Origin of the sequence: Pseudorhizobium endolithicum (genome assembly GCF_902153245.2) — a bacterium.
Lineage (GTDB): Bacteria > Pseudomonadota > Alphaproteobacteria > Rhizobiales > Rhizobiaceae > Neorhizobium > Neorhizobium endolithicum.
In genome coordinates, this window is sequence record NZ_CABFWF030000012.1 from 247,412 (window position 1) to 268,254 (window position 20,843).

At 63.6% G+C, this 20,843-nt stretch carries 22 protein-coding genes; 16 read left to right on the plus strand and 6 right to left on the minus strand.

Going from position 1 to position 20,843, the window contains the following annotated elements; all coding sequences use genetic code 11:
* The first annotated feature begins 35 nt into the window (after nucleotides 1-35).
* The 11 genes from RTCK_RS11020 to recQ all read left to right on the plus strand — a co-directional run bounded on the left by RTCK_RS11020 (nucleotide 36) and on the right by recQ (nucleotide 12,311).
* The gene (locus tag RTCK_RS11020; protein ID WP_142519682.1) at nucleotides 36-989 is read left to right on the plus strand and encodes a sugar-binding transcriptional regulator; all 954 of its coding nucleotides are present in this window, start codon (nucleotides 36-38) and stop codon (nucleotides 987-989) included.
* A 142-nt stretch (nucleotides 990-1,131) separates the two neighbouring features.
* Nucleotides 1,132-2,445 (plus strand): ABC transporter substrate-binding protein, encoded by a 1,314-nt coding sequence (locus RTCK_RS11025; protein ID WP_142519683.1) that lies wholly within the window; start codon nucleotides 1,132-1,134, stop codon nucleotides 2,443-2,445.
* A 130-nt stretch (nucleotides 2,446-2,575) separates the two neighbouring features.
* Nucleotides 2,576-3,448, plus strand: coding sequence for a carbohydrate ABC transporter permease (locus tag RTCK_RS11030; RefSeq protein WP_142592838.1), 873 nt, complete (start codon nucleotides 2,576-2,578; stop codon nucleotides 3,446-3,448).
* Between the two features lie 9 nt (nucleotides 3,449-3,457).
* The gene (locus RTCK_RS11035) at nucleotides 3,458-4,282 is read left to right on the plus strand and encodes a carbohydrate ABC transporter permease (protein WP_142592839.1); all 825 of its coding nucleotides are present in this window, start codon (nucleotides 3,458-3,460) and stop codon (nucleotides 4,280-4,282) included.
* Nucleotides 4,283-4,294: 12 nt separating this feature from the next.
* The gene (locus RTCK_RS11040) at nucleotides 4,295-5,293 is read left to right on the plus strand and encodes an ABC transporter ATP-binding protein (RefSeq protein ID WP_142592840.1); all 999 of its coding nucleotides are present in this window, start codon (nucleotides 4,295-4,297) and stop codon (nucleotides 5,291-5,293) included.
* Between the two features lie 19 nt (nucleotides 5,294-5,312).
* Nucleotides 5,313-6,794 carry a mannitol dehydrogenase family protein gene (locus tag RTCK_RS11045; RefSeq protein WP_142592841.1) on the plus strand — a complete coding sequence of 494 codons (1,482 nt, stop codon included), beginning with the start codon at nucleotides 5,313-5,315 and terminating at the stop codon, nucleotides 6,792-6,794.
* Between the two features lie 14 nt (nucleotides 6,795-6,808).
* Entirely contained in the window at nucleotides 6,809-7,513 is a 705-nt protein-coding gene (locus RTCK_RS11050; RefSeq protein ID WP_408004529.1) for an HAD family hydrolase, read from the plus strand.
* A gap of 49 nt (nucleotides 7,514-7,562) precedes the next feature.
* The gene (locus tag RTCK_RS11055; protein ID WP_142592843.1) at nucleotides 7,563-9,143 is read left to right on the plus strand and encodes an FGGY-family carbohydrate kinase; all 1,581 of its coding nucleotides are present in this window, start codon (nucleotides 7,563-7,565) and stop codon (nucleotides 9,141-9,143) included.
* Between the two features lie 41 nt (nucleotides 9,144-9,184).
* Nucleotides 9,185-9,568 carry a YciI family protein gene (locus RTCK_RS11060; RefSeq protein ID WP_142592844.1) on the plus strand — a complete coding sequence of 128 codons (384 nt, stop codon included), beginning with the start codon at nucleotides 9,185-9,187 and terminating at the stop codon, nucleotides 9,566-9,568.
* A gap of 66 nt (nucleotides 9,569-9,634) precedes the next feature.
* Nucleotides 9,635-10,366 carry a sulfate transporter family protein gene (locus RTCK_RS11065; protein WP_142592845.1) on the plus strand — a complete coding sequence of 244 codons (732 nt, stop codon included), beginning with the start codon at nucleotides 9,635-9,637 and terminating at the stop codon, nucleotides 10,364-10,366.
* 85 nt (nucleotides 10,367-10,451) lie between these two features.
* The gene (recQ, locus tag RTCK_RS11070; protein ID WP_142592846.1) at nucleotides 10,452-12,311 is read left to right on the plus strand and encodes a DNA helicase RecQ; all 1,860 of its coding nucleotides are present in this window, start codon (nucleotides 10,452-10,454) and stop codon (nucleotides 12,309-12,311) included.
* A gap of 3 nt (nucleotides 12,312-12,314) precedes the next feature.
* Here the strand turns inward: recQ and nth are convergent, their stop codons facing one another.
* Entirely contained in the window at nucleotides 12,315-13,094 is a 780-nt protein-coding gene (gene nth, locus RTCK_RS11075) for an endonuclease III (RefSeq protein ID WP_142592847.1), read from the minus strand.
* On the opposite strand from nth, the gene RTCK_RS11080 reads away from it, so the two are divergent.
* The 4 genes from RTCK_RS11080 (at nucleotide 13,087) to RTCK_RS11095 (ending at nucleotide 15,135) form a co-directional block, all read left to right on the plus strand.
* A complete protein-coding gene (locus tag RTCK_RS11080) occupies nucleotides 13,087-13,614 on the plus strand; it encodes a DUF2244 domain-containing protein (RefSeq protein WP_185927990.1) in 528 nt (175 codons plus the stop codon). The two genes, nth and RTCK_RS11080, sit on opposite strands and share 8 nt — an antisense overlap.
* Nucleotides 13,615-13,680: 66 nt before the next feature.
* Nucleotides 13,681-14,562: a methylated-DNA--[protein]-cysteine S-methyltransferase gene (locus tag RTCK_RS11085; RefSeq protein WP_142592848.1), complete on the plus strand. Its 882-nt coding sequence runs from the start codon at nucleotides 13,681-13,683 to the stop codon at nucleotides 14,560-14,562.
* A gap of 42 nt (nucleotides 14,563-14,604) precedes the next feature.
* The gene (locus RTCK_RS11090) at nucleotides 14,605-14,841 is read left to right on the plus strand and encodes a CopG family ribbon-helix-helix protein (protein ID WP_142592849.1); all 237 of its coding nucleotides are present in this window, start codon (nucleotides 14,605-14,607) and stop codon (nucleotides 14,839-14,841) included.
* Between the two features lie 6 nt (nucleotides 14,842-14,847).
* Nucleotides 14,848-15,135 carry a type II toxin-antitoxin system RelE/ParE family toxin gene (locus tag RTCK_RS11095; protein WP_142592850.1) on the plus strand — a complete coding sequence of 96 codons (288 nt, stop codon included), beginning with the start codon at nucleotides 14,848-14,850 and terminating at the stop codon, nucleotides 15,133-15,135.
* Here RTCK_RS11095 and RTCK_RS11100 read toward each other — a convergent pair.
* Complete coding sequence (locus tag RTCK_RS11100; protein WP_142592851.1) at nucleotides 15,132-16,109, minus strand: sugar-binding transcriptional regulator; 978 nt, start codon at nucleotides 16,107-16,109, stop codon at nucleotides 15,132-15,134. The genes RTCK_RS11095 and RTCK_RS11100 overlap by 4 nt on opposite strands.
* 160 nt (nucleotides 16,110-16,269) lie before the next feature.
* Between RTCK_RS11100 and tal the strand changes: the two genes are divergently transcribed.
* Nucleotides 16,270-17,229 carry a transaldolase gene (gene tal, locus RTCK_RS11105; protein WP_142592852.1) on the plus strand — a complete coding sequence of 320 codons (960 nt, stop codon included), beginning with the start codon at nucleotides 16,270-16,272 and terminating at the stop codon, nucleotides 17,227-17,229.
* A 61-nt stretch (nucleotides 17,230-17,290) separates the two neighbouring features.
* Here tal and RTCK_RS11110 read toward each other — a convergent pair whose 3' ends face one another.
* From RTCK_RS11110 to RTCK_RS11125, 4 genes are read right to left on the minus strand one after another with little or no spacing between them, the layout of a single operon-like run.
* Nucleotides 17,291-18,142: a metal ABC transporter permease gene (locus RTCK_RS11110; protein ID WP_142592853.1), complete on the minus strand. Its 852-nt coding sequence runs from the start codon at nucleotides 18,140-18,142 to the stop codon at nucleotides 17,291-17,293.
* On the minus strand, nucleotides 18,139-18,999 hold the full coding sequence (locus RTCK_RS11115; protein WP_142592854.1) for a metal ABC transporter permease: 861 nt from the start codon (nucleotides 18,997-18,999) through the stop codon (nucleotides 18,139-18,141). The genes RTCK_RS11110 and RTCK_RS11115 overlap by 4 nt, the downstream gene beginning before the upstream one ends.
* Entirely contained in the window at nucleotides 18,980-19,873 is an 894-nt protein-coding gene (locus tag RTCK_RS11120) for a manganese/iron ABC transporter ATP-binding protein (protein WP_408004530.1), read from the minus strand. Before RTCK_RS11120 ends, RTCK_RS11115 begins: the two co-directional genes overlap by 20 nt.
* Nucleotides 19,870-20,763 carry a metal ABC transporter substrate-binding protein gene (locus tag RTCK_RS11125; protein WP_142592856.1) on the minus strand — a complete coding sequence of 298 codons (894 nt, stop codon included), beginning with the start codon at nucleotides 20,761-20,763 and terminating at the stop codon, nucleotides 19,870-19,872. Before RTCK_RS11125 ends, RTCK_RS11120 begins: the two co-directional genes overlap by 4 nt.
* Nucleotides 20,764-20,843: the final 80 nt, after the last annotated feature.

Consider the following 20,843-nt stretch of genomic DNA (forward strand, 5'->3'; position numbering starts at 1 on the left):
AAGCATGGCAGCAACACTGCGGCGGAGGACGTGATATGGCCAAACGGTCCGACATTCATGGAAGGCTGGACGATGCGGCACGGGCGGGCTGGCTCTACTATGTGGCCGGCCGCACGCAGGACGAGATCGCAGCCGCCATGGGAATATCGCGCCAGTCGGCGCAGCGCCTGGTTTCGCTGGCCGTGGCCGAGCGCCTGATCAAGGTGAGGCTGGATCATCCGATCGCCGCCTGCCTCGAACTGGGCGAGGCGCTGCGGGGGAGGTTCGGCCTGCGGCAGGTGGAAGTCGTGCCCAGCGATCCCGCCGGCACATCCGCGACCGTGGGTATAGCAGAGGCGGGAGCCGCCGAAATCGAACGCTGGCTGAAGCGCCCCGAGCCGATCATCCTCGCCGTCGGGACGGGACGGACGCTGAAGGCCGCCGTGGACCAGCTGCCGCCGATGGAATGCCCGCAACACCGGATCGTCTCGCTCACCGGGAATATCGGACCGGACGGGTCCGCGGCCTACTACAACGTCATCTTCTCGATGGCCGATGCCATCAAGTCGCGGCATTTCCCGATGCCGCTGCCGGTGCTCTGCTCCTCGGCGGAGGAGCGGGAGACGCTCCACGAGCAGGCGCTCGTGCGCTCGACGCTGGCGCTGGGCGCCAAGGCGGACGTGACCTTCGTCGGGATCGGCGAACTCGGTCCCGAGGGTCCGCTCTGCGTCGACGGCTTCCTGGCGCGAGAGGAAATGGCGCGCCTCGTCGAAAGCGGCGCGGCCGGCGAGATCTGCGGCTGGATGTTCGATCACGACGGCAGGCTCTTGCGGGAATCGGTCAACGAGCGCGTCGCCAGCGTGCCGATCCCGTCCATCGAGACCTCCTGCGTCATCGGACTGGCGCAGGGGCGACGCAAGCTGGGGGCGGTCCGGGCGGCCTTGAAGGGCAGGCTCATCAACGGGCTGATCACCGACGAAGCGACTGCCGAGCAATTGCTCGGCAGTTAAGCAGAAATTTTTCCATCAATTCAGGAGCTTGTTTGCACGTGCTGCAGTGCAGCATCGAATCGCCGTTGACTTGCGAGGCTCAAAGGTGGGTAATTGCTCACGGGCAAAGCGAATGCTCGTTTCCATCTTCTGGGAGGAAGATATGACACTGAAGACGATTCTGCTGGGCGCCTGCTCGGCGCTGGTCCTTGCCGGCATGGCTTCGGCCGAAACCCTCACCATCGCGACCGTCAACAATGGCGACATGATCCGCATGCAGGGGCTGACGGAGGATTTCACCTCCAAGAACCCGGACATCCAGCTCGAATGGGTAACTCTTGAAGAAAACGTCCTGCGTGAGCGCGTCACCACCGACATCGCAACGGGCGGCGGCCAGTACGACATCCTGACCATCGGCAACTACGAGGTTCCGATCTGGGCCAAGCAGGGTTGGCTGATGGAACTGAACGGCCTTGGCGATTCCTACGACGTGGATGACCTTCTGCCGGCGATCCGCGGCGGCCTGTCGGTCGACGGCAAGCTCTATGCCGCGCCGTTCTACGGCGAGTCGGCGATGATCATGTATCGCACCGACCTCTTCGAGAAGGCCGGGCTGAAGATGCCGGAAAGCCCGACCTGGGAATTCATCGGGGATGCAGCTCGCAAGATCACCGACCGTGATGCCGACATCAACGGCATCTGCCTGCGCGGCAAGGCCGGCTGGGGCGAGAACATGGCCTTCCTCACCGCGCTGACGAATTCGTTCGGCGGACGCTGGTTCGACGAGAACTGGCAGCCGCAGTTCGACCAGCCGGAGTGGAAGGAGGCGCTGCAGTTTTACGTCGACCTGATGAAGGATGCCGGCCCGGCCGGTGCCTCTTCCAACGGCTTTAACGAGAACCTGACGCTCTTCCAGCAGGGCAAGTGCGGCATGTGGATGGATGCGACCGTCGCAGCCTCCTTCGTCTCCAACCCGAAGGATTCGACCGTCGCGGACAAGGTCGGCTATGCGATCTTCCCTTCGAAGGAAGGCGTGGACAATCACGGTCACTGGCTGTGGTCGTGGAACCTTGCCATCCCCTCGAGCTCGAAGAACGCCGAGGCCGCCCAGAAGTTCATCTCATGGGCGACAAGCAAGGAATACACCGAGCTCGTCGCATCCAAGGAAGGCTGGGCCAACGTTCCTCCGGGTACGCGCACCTCGCTCTACGAGAACGAGGAATACAAGAAGGCGGCGCCGTTCGCGGAGCCGACCCTTGCTGCCATGCAGGCCGCCGACATCACCAAGCCTTCGGTGAAGCCGGTTCCCTATACGGGCGGGCAGTTCGTGGCGATTCCTGAATTCCAGGCGATCGGCACCAATGTCGGGCAGCTCTTCTCGGCGGTGGTCGCAGGTCAGTCGTCGGTGGACGATGCGCTGGCCCAGGCGCAGTCCGCGACGGTGCGCGAGATGACCCGCGCCGGCTACATCAAGTAAGCTCCTCCCGAGCGCTTGCCGTCCGGCCTGGAGCCGGGCGGCCTTTTCCAGTCTGCCTCATTGAACGAAGAACATGCCGGCTCGGTCTTCGAGATAAAAAGTCAACGGCATTTGGAGGGAGGACGCCGGTATGGCAACGCAGAATACGAAAGGACTGGCACGCCTGATGATGGCGCCGTCCGTCATTCTCCTGCTGGTCTGGATGATCGTGCCCTTGTCCATGACGCTGTGGTTCTCGTTTCAGAACTACAACCTGCTCAATCCGGCCAATGTCAGCTTCGCGGGCCTGTTCAACTACAAGTTCTTCTATTCCGATCCGGCCTTCTTCCAGTCGATCTGGAATACGCTCGTCATCGTCGGAGGCGTGCTCCTCATCACCGTCATCGGCGGCACGCTGATCGCGCTCCTCATCGACCAGCCGATCTTCGGGCAGGGCATCGTCCGCATCCTGGTGATCTCGCCCTTCTTCGTCATGCCGCCGGTCGCCGCGCTGGTGTGGAAGAACATGATCATGCATCCCGGCTACGGCGTGCTGGCCGATTTCAACCGCTTCTTTGGGCTGCAGCCGGTCGACTGGTTCGCGCAGTATCCGCTGCTTTCCATCGTCATCATTGTCGCCTGGCAATGGCTGCCGTTCGCGACGCTGATCCTGCTGACAGCATTGCAGTCGCTCGACAGCGAGCAGAAGGAGGCGGCGGAGATGGACGGCGCCAATGTCTTCAACCGCTTCATCTACCTGACGCTGCCGCATCTCGCTCGGGCCATCACCGTCGTCATCCTGATCCAGACGATCTTCCTGCTCGGTGTCTATGCGGAGATCCTCGTCACCACCAATGGCGGTCCCGGCTACGCCTCCACCAACCTGGTCTTCCTGATCTATCGCACCGCGCTGCTCGGCTATGACGTGGGCGGTGCGTCGGCCGGCGGCATCATCGCCATCATCCTCGCCAACATCGTCGCCATCTTTCTGATGCGTGCGGTGGGCCGGAACCTGGACCGATAGGAGCCGATCATGGCACGCGCAGTCACCACCCGCCACAAGGTCATCGCCACCGCTGCCGCCTGGGCGGTCGCGCTCGTGATCTTCTTTCCGATCCTCTACACGCTGATCACCAGCATCAAGACGGAGCCCGAGGCGATCGCTGGCTTCAGCCTCATCCCCTCCGGCACGTTCGAGAACTACGTGACGGTGCAGACCCAGCGGGACTACATCAAGCCGTTCATGAATTCGGTGATCCTGTCGGTCGGCTCGACCATCCTGGCGCTGATCATCGGCATCCCGTCCGCCTGGGCAATGGCGTTCTCGCCCACAAAGCGCACGAAGGACGTGCTGATGTGGATGCTGTCGACGAAGATGATGCCGGCAGTCGCAGTATTGGTGCCGATCTACCTGATGTTTCGCGACTTCGGTCTCCTCGACACCCGCATCGGCCTGGCGATCATGCTGACGCTGATCAACCTGCCGATCGTCATCTGGATGCTCTACACCTATTTCCGCGAGATACCGGGGGAGATCCTCGAAGCCGCGCGCATGGACGGCGCGGGGCTCTGGCAGGAGATCGTCTACGTGCTCACGCCGATGGCGGTGCCGGGGATCGCCTCGACCCTCCTCCTCAACATCATCCTCGCCTGGAACGAAAGCTTCTGGACGATCCGCCTGACGACCACCAATGCGGCGCCGTTGACGGCCTTCATCGCCTCCTTCTCCAGTCCGCAGGGCCTGTTCTGGGCAAAGCTCTCGGCCGCCTCCACGATGGCGATCGCGCCGATCCTGATCATGGGCTGGTTCAGCCAGAAACAACTCGTTCGCGGCCTCACCTTCGGCGCGGTTAAGTAGGGGAAGACGAAGATGGGCAGCATCACGCTCAGCAACGTGTCGAAATCCTTCGGGGAGGCCAAGGTCATCCCGTCCATCGACCTTGAAATCCGGGATGGGGAGTTCGTCGTCTTCGTCGGCCCCTCCGGATGCGGAAAGTCCACGCTCCTGCGCCTCATCGCGGGGCTCGAGGACGTCAGCGGCGGCCGGATCCTGATCGATGGCCAGGACGTGACGCAGAAGGCGCCGGCGCAGCGGGGGCTTGCCATGGTCTTCCAGTCCTATGCGCTCTACCCGCATATGAGCGTGCGCAACAACATCGCCTTTCCGCTGAAGATGGCGAAGGTGGACAAGGCGGTCATCGACAAGAAGGTCAGCGATGCCGCCGGCATCCTGAACCTGACCGACTATCTGGAACGCCGCCCGTCGCAACTCTCCGGCGGCCAACGCCAGCGCGTCGCGATCGGCCGCGCCATCGTCCGCGAGCCTTCAGCCTTCCTGTTCGACGAGCCGCTGTCCAACCTCGACGCCGCCCTTCGCGGCACGATGCGGCTCGAAATCAGCGAACTGCACAACCAGTTGAAGACGACGATGATCTACGTGACCCACGACCAGGTGGAGGCCATGACGATGGCCGACAAGATCGTCGTGCTGAACCGCGGCAACATCGAGCAGGTGGGCTCGCCGCTGGAGCTCTATTCCAAACCGCGCAACCTCTTCGTGGCCGGCTTCATAGGTTCCCCGCGGATGAACCTGATCGAGGGCGAGTTTGCCCGCTCAAAGGGTGCCAAGACCGTCGGTGTCCGTCCCGAGCACTTCGCGCTGTCTCACGAGAGCGGCCTGTGGAGCGGAATAGTGACCGTCGCGGAACACCTCGGGTCCGACACCTTCCTCCATGTCAACGTCGATGGGATTGGCCAGGTCAACGCGCGCTGTGACGGCGAGTTTGGAGCTCGTCACGGTGACCGGATCTATCTGACGCCGAACGAAACGAAGCTTCATCGGTTCGATGAGCAAGGCCTGGCGATCTAGCGTCGGAGTGGAGCAAGCAATGGCAGTGAAACTATCATCGGCGGCGCTGGGTGAGATTGCCCACATGGCTGCTGTCCCGGCCTATGACCCGATCATGCTGACGCCCGGCATCCTCCACTTCGGTGTCGGCAACTTCCACCGCGCCCACCAGGCGGTCTATCTCGACGACCTGTTCAACAAGGGCCACGGGCTGGACTGGGCCATCGTCGGTGCGGGCGTGATGCCATCCGACGCGCGGATGCGCGAGAAGCTCGCCGGGCAGGATTTCCTGACCACTGTCGTCGAGCAGGACAACAACAGGACGGCGGCTCGCGTCACGGCGCCGATGATCGACATCATTGCCCCCGCCGATACCGACAAGATCATCGCTGCGCTTGCCGACCCGCGGATTCGGATCGTCTCGATGACGATTACGGAAGGCGGCTACTTCATAGACGCGTCTGGTGCGTTCAACCCAGGCCATCCGGCCATCTTCCATGACGGCCAGAACCCGGACAGGCCGAAGACGGTCTTCGGCCTCATCGTAGCCGGCCTCAAGCGTCGCCGGGGGGCAGGCCTTGCGCCATTCACGATCATGTCCTGCGACAACATTCCCGGCAACGGTGAAGTGACTGAGAATGCGGTAGTGGGTCTCGCGGCCCTGTCCGATCCCGCCTTCGCCGAGTGGATTGCCGGTAACGTCGCCTTCCCGAACTCGATGGTCGATCGCATTACGCCGGCAACCGGCCAGCGCGAGATGGACTTCCTGCGGGATACCTTCGGTATCGAGGACAACTGGCCGGTCTTCTGCGAAGAATTCAAGCAGTGGGTGATGGAGGACAATTTCCCGGCCGGCCGCCCGCCGCTGGAGAAAGTCGGCGTCCAGTTCGTACCGGACGTCGCTCCCTACGAGCACATGAAGATCCGCATCCTCAACGGCGGGCATGCCGCGATCGCCTATCCTGCCGCACTCCTCGACATCCATTTCGTCCACGAGGCGATGGAGCATCCGCTGATCCGGGCCTTCCTGGCAAAGCTGGAAAAGGAGGAGATCATCCCGATCGTGCCGCCGGTGCCGGATACCGACCTCAACGAGTATTACGGCCTGATCGAGCGCCGCTTCTCCAATCCCAAGATCGGCGACACCATTCCGCGTCTTGCTCAGGACGGCTCCAACCGGCAGCCGAAGTTCATCCTTCCGTCGACCGCCGACCGGCTGCGCGAGGGCAAGGACATCGTCGGCCTGTCGCTCGTCTCGGCGCTCTGGTGCCGCTACTTCGAAGGCACCAGCGACAGCGGCAAGCAGATCATCTTCAACGATACAAGCGCCGACAAGCTCCAGGCGGCTGCAAGGCAGGCCAGGGACAACCCGGAGGCCTTCCTCGTCTTCGACGAGATTTTCGGAGAGGTTGCCCATTCCGAGCTGTTCCGCCGCCGTTTCTCCCATGCGGTCAGGACGCTCTGGGCCGAGGGAACGGCGAAGACGCTGGAGCTTTATCTTTCGGATGCTCTGGCGAGGTAGGGAGTAAGGCTCGGGTGGAAGGGGAGCGGTTACTGTTGATCTTCGATTGCGACGGCGTGCTGGTGGACAGCGAGCCGCTTTCGGTCGGCGTTCTGGTCGAGGCGCTGACCCGGCGCGGCGTCGTCATCAGCGAGGACCAGGCCTATGCCCGCTTCCTCGGGCGCAGCCTCTCCACCGTGGCGCAGATCCTGCACGAAGACTTCGACCACAGTATCGATGGCGCGTTCCTGGAAGACCTTCGCCACCACCTCTACGACCGGTTCCGCCTGAGTCTGCAGCCGGTGCCGGGGGTCGCGGCGGCGCTGGACGGGCTGGATTGGCCGAGATGCGTCGCGTCCTCCAGCCAGCCGGAGCGGATCCGCCTTTCCCTGTCGCTCACGGGTCTTCTGGAGCGCTTCGAACCACACATCTTCAGCGCCAGCATGGTCGAGCGCGGCAAGCCGGCGCCAGATCTCTTCCTCCATGCGGCGAACGCCATGGGGGCCGAACCTGCCGATTGCATCGTGGTCGAAGACAGTCCCGCGGGCATCGAGGCGGCGCGCCGCGCCGGGATGACCGTATTCGCCTTTATCGGCGGGTCCCATGCCGGGGCGCCCGGCTACCGGGAGCGCGTGGCAGCTCTTGCACCCGACGTCACATTTGACGCGATGCCGGATTTGATCCACCTTGTCCGAAAACATGCGGAAGGCCCCGCCGGACGTCCCCGGCACGCGATATAGCCGTAGTGCGAGGCATCCGAGGAGCCCAGGGGGCAGGGAACAGGTCCTGATGCGAGATCACGTGGTGGCGGTCGACATCGGCACGGCAAGCGCCCGCGCCGGTGTCTTCGATCGCACCGGGCGACTTCTGGCCCGGGCAAAGCATGCGATCGTGATGCAGCGGCCGCGCGAGGACCATGCCGAGCACGACTCCGAAGATATCTGGCGGGCGACCTGCCATGCCGTGCGAACCGCCATGTCCGAAGCCGGCATCGGCCCGGAACGGATCGCTGCCCTCGGCTTCGATGCCACGTGTTCGCTCGTCGTGCGAAACGGTGACGGCGGGCAGTTGACGGTATCGACCACCGGGGAAGATCGCTTCGATACGATCGTATGGCTCGATCATCGGGCGATGCTCGAGGCGGAGGACCTGTCGGCTACGGGCCATCCGGTGTTGGGGTTCTCCGGCGGCTCCCTATCCCCGGAGATGCAGATGCCGAAGCTCCTGTGGCTGAAGCGCAACCTGCCGCAGACGTGGGCGCGCGCCGGTCACTTCTTCGATCTGGCCGATTTCATGACGTGGAGGGCGACGGGATCCACCGCCCGTTCCCGCTGCACGCTGACCGCCAAGTGGAATTATCTGGCGCACGAGGACGAGGGTTGGCGCCAGGATTTTCTGGTGCTTGCCGGACTGGAAGACGTGCTTGCGCGGGGTGCTCTTCCGGCCGTTACCGTGGCGGCCGGAAAGAGCGTCGGCAGGCTTTCGGTCGACGCCGCGCGGGAGCTCGGCCTCGATACCGGTTGCTGCGTCTCGGCCGGCCTGATCGACGCCTATGCGGGCGCATTCGGCGTGCTTGCAGGCGCGGGGGAGGGAAAGTCCCTGGAACAGGCTGTGGCCTTGATCGGCGGCACGTCCAGCTGCATCGTCTCCCTTTCTGCCGACGCAAAACCCGGCCGCAGCTTGTGGGGTCCCTATTACGAGGCGGTACTTCCGGGGCACTGGCTGGTGGAGGGCGGCCAGTCGGCGACCGGAGCGCTCCTGGACCACGTCGTGCGGATGCATGCTGCGGGAGGCGAGCCGGATGCGGATCTTCACGGCAGCATCGTGGCGCGGGTCCGGCAGCTGCGGGCGGAGCAGGGAACGGACCTGGCATGCGGTCTGCACATGCTGCCGGACTTTCACGGCAACCGCTCGCCGCTGGCCGATCCCCATGTGAGGGGGGTCATCAGCGGGCTCACCCTCGATACGTCCTTCGACGGTCTCTGCCGCCTCTACTGGAGGACCTGTGTCGCCATCGCGCTGGGTATCCGGCATATCCTGGATACCATGGAGGAATATGGCTATCGTTTCGAGGCCCTGCACGTCACCGGCGGCCACGTCCATAATCCGCTGCTTCTCGAACTTTATGCGGACGTGACAGGCCGAAAGGTGGTCGTGCCGCAGACGCAGGACGCGGTGCTCCTCGGCACCGCCATGACCGCCGCCGCGGCGGGCGGCGTATATGCGGATGTGGCCGAGGCAGGACGCAGGATGGCGGCGCCGGGACGCGAGCTCCTGCCCGAGTTCGGCCGCGCCGGACACTACGATCGGGACTATCGCCGGTTCCTGACGATGATCCGGCACCGGGACGAACTGAACAGCATCGTTTAACCCTGCCGCCGCCGGCGGTGATGCATCTCTGGAGGCCAGCCATGTACTACGCCATCCTCGCCTATCACGCCGAAGGTATCGTGGAGTCCTGGAGCAAGGAGGAGGACGAGGCCCTCATGACCGAACTGCTCCGGATCAACGACCGTCTCGTGCGGGAGAAATCGCTTGGTCCGGCCGCGCGTCTCGGCCCCACCCAAAAGGCGGTGACGCTCCGAGGCGCGGGCGACGGCATGGTGATCGACGGCCCTTTCGCCGAGACCAAGGAACAGCTTCTCGGCTTCTATGTCGTCGACTTTCCCGATATCGAGGGTGCGATCGCTGCGGCCCGTGAGCTTCGCCGCGCCAATCCAACGGCCGTCTACGAAATCAGGCCGGTCCTGCTTTACCTGCCGGGCGCTTCGCTGGAGACCGGCGGTCAGGGCTGACGCGGGCCCGGCGCTTGTTCCACCGGTTCGGGGCGCCTACATCTTCACGGCAACCGGAGACGCTTCATGATCCTCGACGCCGCTCGCCTTTCGCTCGTGAACCTCTTCGCGCCGGAGACCCGGTCCGTCTTCTGGAAGGTCCTGGGGCTGACCATTCTCGTCCTCGTGGGGCTGTGGCTGGCCCTGCGGCAGACCTTCGTCACCGTCGTCTGGCCGTGGTTCGCGGTCTACATGCCGGATGTGCCGGACTGGGCCGGCTGGCTGACCTTCATTGCCACGATCTTCGCTGGCATCGGGCTGGCGCTGGCATTGGCGCTTCTGATCGCACCGATCACCGCGCTGATCGCTGGCCTGTTCCTCGACGATGTGGCGGAAGTGGTGGAGAAGCGCGACTACCCGTCCGATACACCCGGCCACGCCATGCCGCTTGGCCAGGCGATCATCAGTTCGCTCCAGTTCCTGGGCGTGGTCATCCTCGGCAACATCGTCGCCCTCCTGCTGCTCCTGGTGCCCGGCATCAATCTCGTCGCCTTCTTCCTGGTGAACGGTTACCTGCTCGGCCGCGAATTCTTCGAGTTCGCTGCCATGCGGTTTCGTTCGCCGCCAGAGGCCCGCGCGTTCCGCTCCAAGCACCGCGGCACCGTCTTCCTGGCCGGCCTGCTGATCGCCGGCTTCCTGGCGATTCCGATCGTCAACCTGCTGACGCCGCTCTTTGCGGCCGGGCTGATGGTGCATCTCCACAAGAAGATCTCGCGCCGCGACCCCGCCTTCCGCCTGGCACCCGTGTCTGCGGGATGATGTGCTGACGGAGCGGGCGCCGCCGCCCTTGCGAAGGCGGCGCGTGCTATGGGAGAAGGGAATCTTCTCCCGCGAAAGCCAGCTCATGCCGCAAACCAGCCCCATCACCGCACCTCTGTTCGAAGGCCCTTCGACAAGGGATCCGCTTGCCGTGCTGCGGGACGTCTACGGATATGACAGCTTTCGCGGCCAGCAGGCCGCAGTGATCGACCGCATACTGTCGGGCGGGGACGCCGTCGTTCTGTTCCCGACCGGCGCGGGCAAGTCGCTGTGCTTCCAGGTGCCGGCGCTCTGCCGGGACGGGGTCGGGATCGTCGTTTCGCCGCTGATCGCGCTGATGCGCGACCAGGTGGAGGCGCTGAGGCAGCTCGGGGTGCGCGCAGCCGCGCTCAATTCCTCGCTTTCCCCGGAGGAGTTTTCCGAGATTCGCCGTGCGTTGAGTGAGCGTGCGCTCGACCTTCTCTACGTTACTCCCGAGCGGATCGTGACGCCCGGCTTCAGGGACATGATCGGTCCCGCGAAGATCGCTCTCTTCGCCATCGACGAAGCGCATTGCGTCAGCCAGTGGGGGCATGACTTCCGTCCGGAATACCGGGAGCTGGGGCAGTTGGCCGATCTCTATCCGGGTGTTCCGCGCATGGCGCTGACGGCAACGGCCGATCCGCATACCCGCGACGATATCATCGAGCGGCTGGCGCTCCGATCGGCGGAGGTCTTCACCACCTCCTTCGACCGGCCCAATATCGCGTATGAAATCGTCGAGCGGGATCAGCCCCGCCAGCAGCTCCTGCAATTCCTCTCGCGACACAGGGGCTCGAGCGGCATCGTCTATTGTCTGTCCCGCGCCAAGGTGGAGGAGACGGCCGAATGGCTGAACGGCCAGGGCATCCGGGCGCTGGCCTATCATGCCGGCATGGATCGTGCCGTTCGCGACGCCAATCAGGACGCTTTCATCAAGGAGGAGGAGCTTTGCCTTATCGCCACCGTTGCCTTCGGCATGGGCATCGACAAGCCGAACGTCCGCTATGTCGCCCATCTCGACCTGCCGGGATCGGTGGAGGCCTATTATCAGGAGACGGGACGGGCGGGGCGGGACGGGCTGCCGTCGGAAGTCTGGATGGCCTATGGCATGACGGACGTCATCCAGCGCGGCAGGATGATCGATAGCGGCCAGTCGAGCGACGAGATCAAGCGCGTGGAGCGGGCGAAGCTGAACGCGCTTTTGGCGATCTGCGAGACCGCCGGCTGCCGCCGCCAGGCAATCCTCGCGCATTTCGGCGAGGCGCATCCGGGGGGATGCGGCAATTGCGATACCTGCCTCAAACCGGTCGAGACCTGGGACGGAACGGAAGCGGCGATCAAGGCGCTTGCCGCGATCTACCGCACCGGGGAGAGGTTCGGCACCGGCCACCTCATCGACGTGCTCACCGGCAACGAGAACGAGAAGACGATCCGCTTCGGCCATGTCGACATGCCGGTTTTCGGCGCCGGCAGGGATGTGGCGGCGAAGACGTGGCAGTCGGTCTACCGCCAGCTTCTCGCCGCCGGGCTCGTCAGTGTCGACCACGAGGCGTTCGGAGCCTTGAAGCTGGGACTGGATGCGCGATCTGTTTTCCGACGCGAACGGGAAGTCCGCTTCCGCAAGGACCGGCCCAAGGCGGGCAGATCGGCGAAGGCATCGGGTTCCGCTGCTGCCGCCAAGCGCTCCTCGCTCGAAGGCGCAGACATGGAGCTCTTCGAGGCGCTCCGCCGGACGCGGCTGGAGATTGCCAAGGCGCTGTCGGTTCCACCCTATGTCGTCTTTCCCGACACCACCCTCATCGCCTTCGCCACCAGCCGGCCGGCAGACCGTGAGGCGCTGCTTTCCATCTCCGGCGTCGGGCAATCGAAGCTGGAACACTACGGCGACCAGTTCCTTGAGGTCATCCGGGCGCACAGGGCCTAGCCGCTATTCCACCGCCTCACCAATCCGCTGGGGCGGCAGTTCGACCAGCGGCGCCGGGACGTCGCAGGTCTTTTCCGGCGATTTGCAGAGATCTGCGATCACGCAGTGCTCGCATTCCGGCTTGCGCGCCTTGCAGGTGTAGCGGCCGTGCAGGATCAGCCAGTGATGGGTGTGGAAAAGATACTGCTTGGGGATCACCTTGAGGAAGCGCTCCTCCACCTCGTCCGGCGTCTTTCCCGGCGCCATCAGCAACCGGTTTCCCAGCCGGAACACATGGGTGTCCACCGCGAGGGTTGGAATTCCGAAGGCCATGGACATCACCACGTTGGCGGTCTTGCGGCCGACGCCGGGAAGCGTCACCAGTTCCTCGCGCGTCTTCGGAACCTCACCGCCGAATTCCGCTATCAGCTTCTGCGACAGCGCGATGACGTTCTTCGCCTTGTTGCGGTAGAGGCCGATCGTCTTGATGTGCTGGATCACGCCATCTTCGCCGAGCGCCAGCATCTTTTCCGGCGTGTCGGCCACTTTGAAGAGAGCGCGCGTCGCCTTGTTCACGCCTGCATCCGTTGCCTGTGCGGACAGTGCCACTGCGACGAGCAGGGTGAAGGGATTGGTATGCTCCAGCTCCCCCTTCGGTTCCGGCCGCTGGATGGAGAAGCGGCGGAAGATTTCTTCCATTTCCGCCTTGGAATAGCGACTGCGGATATGCCTGCGGGCGCGGGTGCCGGCGGAAATTGATTTTTGTGAAGAAGCCGTGCTGGACTTGGTTTTCGGAATGACCATATCGTCTCTATTGCCAGCGCATGCGAGGGAAGGCAACGTGCAGATTACCGATGACCCGCCCGTTTTTGCCGCCGAGTTGACGCCCTACAGGTCGCTCGGGCGGACGGGGTTTCACGTCCTGCTCATCCTGACCGGCGGCATCTGCTTCATCTACGGCGTCTTCTTCCTGGTGACCGGTGCCTGGCCGATCGGGCTGTTCCTCGGGCTCGACTTTCTGGCCCTCTATATCGCCTTCAAGCTCAGCTATCGCTCCGGCCGGGCCCGCGAGGAGGTGACGGTCACGCGGACGAAGCTGTCGATCCGCAAATTCTCGCCGGCGGGCAAGGTGGTGGAGCACCGCTTCAACCCGTTCTGGGCGCGCTTCCGCGTCAACCGTCATGACGAATTCGGCATCACCTCCATGTATGTGACGGGGGAGGGGCGCTGGACCGATATAGGGTCCTTCCTCAATCCCGATGACCGCGAAAGCTTCGCCAAGGCATTTCGCGGAGCGCTGGCAACGGTGACGCAAAGACTGTAGGCCGCACAAGAAACGGGTGGTCTTGCGTCGACCGCCGCGGCATTCTTCGGGCAAAGGAGAAACGCGATGAACGCAGTTGCCCAACTCGCACAACCTGCGCTCGACGTGACGCCTGATGGCGGAGACTACGAAACGGTGCGCCGGGTGATCGAGCTCATCTCTCTCGACTACCGTCAGCAGCCGTCGCTGGAGGCGATCGCCTCGGAACTCGGCCAGTCTCCGACCCAGTTGCAGAAGGTTTTCACCCGCTGGGCAGGGCTATCGCCGAAGGCCTTCCTGCAGGCGGTCACCCTCGATCACGCAAAGCGGCTATTGGGTAGGGAAGGCCTGCCCTTGCTGGAGACATCCTACGAGGTCGGCCTGTCCGGCCCGGGCCGGCTCCACGATCTCTTCGTGACTCACGAGGCGATGTCGCCCGGAGAGTGGAAGGCAAGGGGAGGCGGACTTACCATCCGCTACGGCTTCCATCCCTCGCCGTTCGGCATCGCGCTGGTGATGGCCACCGATCGAGGCCTTGCGGGGCTCGCCTTCGCGGATTTCGGCTGCGACAAAGCGTGTCTCGAAGACATGACCTGCCGCTGGCCGAACGCCAAGTATGTCGAGGACCTGGAGGCGACGGCGCCCTATATCCGGCGTATCTTCGACCGTTCGCAATGGTCGTCCGACCAGCCCTTGAAGGTCGTGCTGATCGGCTCGGACTTCCAGGTGCGCGTCTGGCAGAGCCTGTTGAAGATCCCTTTCGGCAAGGCCGTCACCTATTCCGACGTCGCCCGCGATATCGGGCAGCCGTCCGCCAGCCGGGCTGTCGGTGCCGCGATCGGCCGCAATCCCATCTCCTTCGTCGTCCCCTGCCACCGGGCGCTCGGCAAGAGTGGCGCGCTCACCGGTTATCACTGGGGCCTGACCCGAAAGCGGGCGATCCTCGGCTGGGAGGCGGGGAAGCTCTAGAAACATTCTTGCCATATGCAGCCGCTGTGAGAAGATACGGCCATGAAAAGCAGCATCGAACTTTCCGACGATCTGGACCGCCGCCTGGAATTGGTCGCGTCCCGCACCAAACGGACGCGCAGCGAGATCATTGAAGATGCCTTGTCGCATGGACGTTCGCTGGCATGGCAGGAAAAATGGGTGGCCGGAGTGATGGCAGGGATAGCCGATGCCGACCGGGGCAGCTTTGCCAGTGAGGCGGAGATTGCAGCCGTCTTGCTTCGATATGATACCCCGTGATGCCTCGTGAAGGTCGTCTGGACCCGCCGTTATCTCGCTGAATTACGGACGATCGGCGATTACATTGCGGAGCGCAATCCGCGTGCCGCCGCACGCCTGGTCAAGGAAATCCATGGCCGGACGGAGGTGCTGCTCTCCTCCAACCCTTTCATCGGCCGGCCAGGCGAGATCGAGGGAACGCGGGAACTGGTTGTTTCGGGCACGCGCTACATCGTTGCCTATCGTATTCGAGACAACCATGTGGAGGTGCTGTTTGTTCAGCACGGAGCGCGTGAATGGCCGGATGATGTTTAGTCGCTGATCGTCAACAACTCCCTCGCTGCCCCCTCGTCCGTAATCAGCGTGTTGCAGCCGATGCGGCGGATGGTGGCGCGGATGGCGAGGGCGCGGTGGGCTCCGCCGGAGGAAAGCACGATGTGCTTGGCCTTCTTCAGCGTGTCGAGATCGACCGACATCACCCGCTCGTTGATCGGATGATCGACCGAGCGGCCCTCGGTGTCGAGGAAGTTGAACATCGTGTCGCAGACGCAGCCGGCGGCGACCAGTTCTTCCAGCTCAGTCTTCGAGATGAAACCTTCGGAGAGGGAGGTGGAGCGCTGGCCGATATCGCCGCAGCTGACAACGGCGAGATCCATCTGTTCGGCGAGGTCGTAGATCGCCTTCAGCCCGCATTTCTCGATCAGGGCCTGCTTGGTCGCGACCGAATCGACGAGCAGCGGGGCGAGGAAGAGATAGCATTCCGCACCGAACTGGCTGGCCAGCCGCCAGGTGTAATCGATCGGGTTCGTCTGGTGCACGGCGACGATGCCGCCGAGAAGCGAGACGACCTTGCAGTCGGAGCGCCGCGGCGGACGGAAGCTCGAAAGCGACGCCGTCATCGTCCGTCCCCAGCCGACGCCGATCGTCATGCCGTCATGGATGACCTCCGAGAGAAACTGGCCGAGCGCCAGTCCCACCGATTGCGCCAGGGCTTCCGCCTTGCCGTCCCGCGGCTCCGGAACGACGATCGCCTCATCGAGCCCGTAGGCCTGCTCCAGCCGCGCCGCAAGCGAAAGGCAGTCGTCGATTCCGGCATTGATCCAGATCTGCACTTCCGACCGCTTCATCGCCTCATCCAGCATGCGGATGACGGTCGAGCGGCTCACGCCGAGACGTTCTGCAACGTCCTTTTGCGTCATTCCCTGATTGTAGTAGAGCCACGCCGCCCGCAGCCTCAGTGAAGAGGTTTCGGTCATCCCCGGATGGGTTTCCCGCCTGAGTTTCGCCAAGACATCTCCCGTCGCATGCCGATTGTCCGGAGCATGATACTTATGTCGATCGCGTTGAGCAAATGTCTTGACTTGGCCATGTTCGGCTGGTGATAGTCGAGCCGAGGACAACCCTCGCTGGCCCGTCCGCCCCTTACCCCTTGATCCGAAGGATTCCGGCATGACGTCGAAACTCGAACAGCTCCGCTCCATGACCACGGTGGTCGCCGATACCGGCGACATCGAAGCGGTCGCACGCCTCAAGCCCGTCGATTGCACGACCAACCCGACGATCGTCCTGAAGGCGCTCGGTACGCCGACGTTCGGCGATGCGGTCAAGGAAGCCATCACCTGGGGCAAATCGCAGAATGGCGGCTCGGATGCGGTCATCGCCGCTGTCGCGGATCGTCTCGCGATTTCCGTCGGGGCCGCGCTTGCCAATATCGTGCCGGGCCGCGTCTCGACGGAAGTCGATGCCGATCTCTCCTTCGATACGGAGGCCTCCATCGCCAAGGCGCGCGGCATCATCGCAGCCTACAAGGAGCGGGGCATCGACCGTGATCGCGTCCTGATCAAGCTCGCCTCCACCTGGGAAGGCATCAAGGCGGCCGAGGTGCTGCAGACGGAAGGCATCGATTGCAATCTGACGCTGCTCTTCTCCAAGGCCCAGGCGGTCGCCTGCGCCGATGCGAAGGTCTTCCTGATCTCGCCCTTCGTCGGTCGCATCCTTGACTGGTACAAGAAGTCGACCGGGCAGGAATATACGGCGGAGACGGATCCTGGCGTCATTTCCGTTCGCCAGATCTACAACTACTACAAGGCCAACGGCATCGAGACGATCGTCATGGGGGCCTCCTTCCGCAATGCCGGGGAGATCGAGGCGCTGGCCGGTTGCGATCGCCTGACGATCAGCCCGGCGCTGCTCGACGAGCTCGACAAGGACCAGGGAAAGCTGGAGCGCAAGCTGTCGCCGGACAACATCACCGAGGATCCCTTCCAGCCGATCGACGAGAAGACGTTTCGCTGGATGCTCAATGAGGATGCCATGGCAACGGAAAAGCTCGCCGAAGGCATCCGTTCGTTCGCCAAGGACCTCGTGGCGCTGCGCGAGATGGTGAAGAAGGAACTGGCTGCGGCCTGATCCTCGGCAAAGCCAGCCATTGTCATGGGCGGCGGTCTCCGCGGAGGGGCCGCCTCCTATTTCAAGACGAAGCCGGTCGCCCCCGGTTCGCCGACGTCGTCTTCAAGAAAGCGATGATGAACATTGCCGTCATCATGAGCACGATGGTGGGTGCCGGCGCACTGTCGAGGAAGAAGCTCAGGTAGATACCGAGAACCGTGGCACTGACGGCAATGACGACCGCGGTCAAAAGCATGAGCCCGAACCGTCGCGTCAGCAGGAATGCAATGGCGCCCGGCGCCACGAGCAAGGCGATCGACAGGATGATGCCGACCGCCTTCAGTGCGCCTACCACGACAAGCGACAGCACCGCGAGCAGCCCGTAATGCAGCAGGCGGGTCGGCAGGCCGATCGCCTTGGCATGCTGTTCGTCGAAGGACTGCACCAGCAGGTCCTTGCGCAGGATGACGAGGAACAGCGTCGCCGCGAGCGCGATCAGCGCGGTTTCGGCCATGTCGAAGGTGGTGATGCCGAGCATGTCGCCGAAGAGGATATGGTCGAGGTGCACGTCGCTCTGCACCTTGACGTAGAGCACGAGGCCCAATCCGAACATGCCGGAAAAGACGATGCCGAGAACGGTATCTTCCTTGATGCGGCTGTTCTCCTTCAAAAAACCGGTCGCCAGCGCGCAGGTCATCCCGGCGGCGAAGGCACCGATGGCGAGCGGGATGGAGAAGATATAGGCCAGCACCACACCGGGAAAGACGGCGTGCGAGACTGCGTCGCCCATCAGCGACCAGCCCTTGAGCACGAGGAAGCAGGAGAGGATTGCCATCGGCACGGCGATCATCAGCGTCACCAGGAAGGCGCGCTGCATGAAGTCGATCTGGAACGGGAAGGTGGCAAGGTCGATGAAGTCGAGGACGCCGCTCATGCCGTCTCCTCTAGCGTTGCCCGGATCCTGCGCCGCGCCGCCAGCATTCCATGCTTCGGCGCGAACAGGAAGGCGAGGAGGAAGAGTGCGGTCTGCAGCACGACGATGATGCCACCCGTTGCGCCGTCGAGGAAGTAGCTCAGATAGGCGCCGACGAAGCTGGTCGCGGCACCGATCGCAAGGGCAAGCAAGATGACACGCTGGAAGCGGTCGCTCAGCAGATAGGCGGTGGCGCCGGGCGTCACGACCATGGCCACCACCAGGAAGGCGCCGACCGTCTGCAGGGCGGCGACCGTGGAGGCGGACAGCAGCGTGAAGAACAGCACCCTGAGGAGGCCGGGCTTGAGCCCGATGGTGCGGGCATGGTTCTCGTCGAAGAAGGCGACCATGAGGTCCTTCCACTTGAGCGCCAGGATCATGAGGCTGACACCACCGATGATGAGGAGCTGTAGCGTGTCGCCCGGCGTGATCGCAAGGATGTTTCCGAGCACGATCGTCTGGATGTTCACCGAGGTGGGCGAGAGAGAAACCATGAACAGGCCGAGCCCGAAGAAGGAGGTGAAGATCAGTCCGATGATGGCGTCTTCCTTCAAGCGGGTGCGCTGGTTGAGGAACAGCATGGCGCCTGCGGCAAGCCCGCCGGAGAGGAAGGCACCGAGCGCGAAGGGCAGGCCCAGCATATAGGCGCCGGCAACGCCCGGCACGATCGAATGGGAAAGCGCGTCGCCGATCAGCGACCAGCCCTTCAGCATCAGATAGGCCGAGAGGAAGCCGCAGACGCAGCCAACCAACGCGCTGACCCAGATGGCGTTTCGCATGTAATCATAGGCGAAGGGTTCAAGAAGGGTCTGGAGCATCGTCCTGCGCCTTCTGCTTCTGCTGCCGGTCGCCATAGAGGACGAAGGGCCGCTCGTCGTCGCTGATGACCTTGAGATGCCGGGGATCGGCGTCGTCGTGCAGATCGGTTCCGCTCAGGATGAAATGGCGCAGCACGCCGCCGAAGGCCGTCTCCAGATTGGCCTCCGTAAACGTATCCTCCGTCCTGCCATAGGCGAGGACGGTGCCCTTGACGAAAACCGTGCGGTCGCAGAAATCCGGAACGCTGCCGAGATTGTGCGTGGAGACCAGCATTACCCGGCCCTCGTCGCGCAGGCTCTTCAGGAGTTCTATGATCTGCTCCTCGGTGGTGACGTCGACGCCGGTGAAAGGCTCGTCGAGCAGGATGATCTGGCCTTCCTGGGCAAGCGCCCGGGCAAGGAAAACCCGCTTGCGCTGGCCGCCGGACAGTTCGCCGATCTGCCGCTTGCGGTAGTCCAGCATGTTCACCCGCCCGAGGGCCTCCGTCACCATGTCGTGGTCGCGGCGGGAAGGTATCCGCAGGAAATTCATGTGGCCGTAACGGCCCATCATCACCACGTCCTCGACCAGGACGGGGAAGTTCCAGTCGACCTCCTCCGCCTGCGGGACATACGCCACGAGGTTCCTGCGGAGCGCATCGCGTGCCGGCATGCCGAGAATTTCAACCGATCCCTCCGAAAGGGGGACGAAGCCCATGATCGCCTTGAACAGGGTCGATTTGCCGGCGCCGTTGACGCCGACGAGGGCAGTGATCGTTCCTCTGGGAACGGTGAAGCTTGCATGGCGCAATGCCGTCAGGCCGTTGCGGTAGGCCACTGTGATATCGTCCACCAGCAGCCCGGCGGGCGCAGGCTTCATCTTGCCCATCATCATGAGGCAAGGCCCTTCGCGATGGTATCGACGGTCACCGTGAGCAGGTCGAGATAGGTGGGCACCGGACCGTCCTCCTCGCTCAGCGAGTCGACATAGAGGACGCCGCCATAGGCGGCACCGGTTTCACGCGCCACCTGTTCCGCCGGGTCTGAGGAAACGGTGCTCTCGCTGAAGACGACCTTGATATTGTGCTCGCGCACGGCATCGATCACAGCCCGGACCTGCTGCGGCGTGCCCTGGCTGTCGGCGTTGACGGGCCAGAGATAGAGCTCCTTCAGGCCGAAATCGCGGGCGAGATAGGAGAAAGCGCCCTCGCTCGTGACGAGCCAGCGCTCTTCCTCCGGCAGGGCGGCAAGCCGGTCGCGGATCGGCTGCACCGCCGCCTTCAGCTTGTCGGTATAGGCCTTGGCATTGGCCGCATAGGTCTCGGCGTTGGCGGGATCGACGTCACTCAAGCCCTTGCGGATGTTCTCCACGTAGATGACGGCATTGTCGAGCGACATCCAGGCATGCGGGTTTGGCTTGCCTTCGTATGCGCCCCCTGCAATCGCCATGGGCTCGACGCCGTCAGAAACCGTGACGCTCGGAATGTCGCCCAGATTGGCAAGGAACCTCTCGAACCAGAGCTCCAGGTTCAGCCCGTTGCGAAGGATGAGGTCGGCGTCGCGTGCCCGCAGCAGGTCGCGCGGCGTCGGCTGGTAGTTATGGATCTCGGCACCCGGCTTGGTGATGCTTTCGACATCGGCAGCGTCGCCGGCCACGTTGCGGGCCATGTCGGCGATCACGGTGAAGGTCGTCACGACCTTCGGCTTGTCACCGGCAACAGCCGATGCCGCCGGAGCGAGGATGAGCGCCACGAGGGCGAGGCCGCGGAGAAGGGAGAGGGTCATGCGCCAAATCAACCTCTTTTGCAATTAAGTTGCAATACCAGTAGTCATCAAAAAATCAGAAATCAACCGCTGATGCAAGT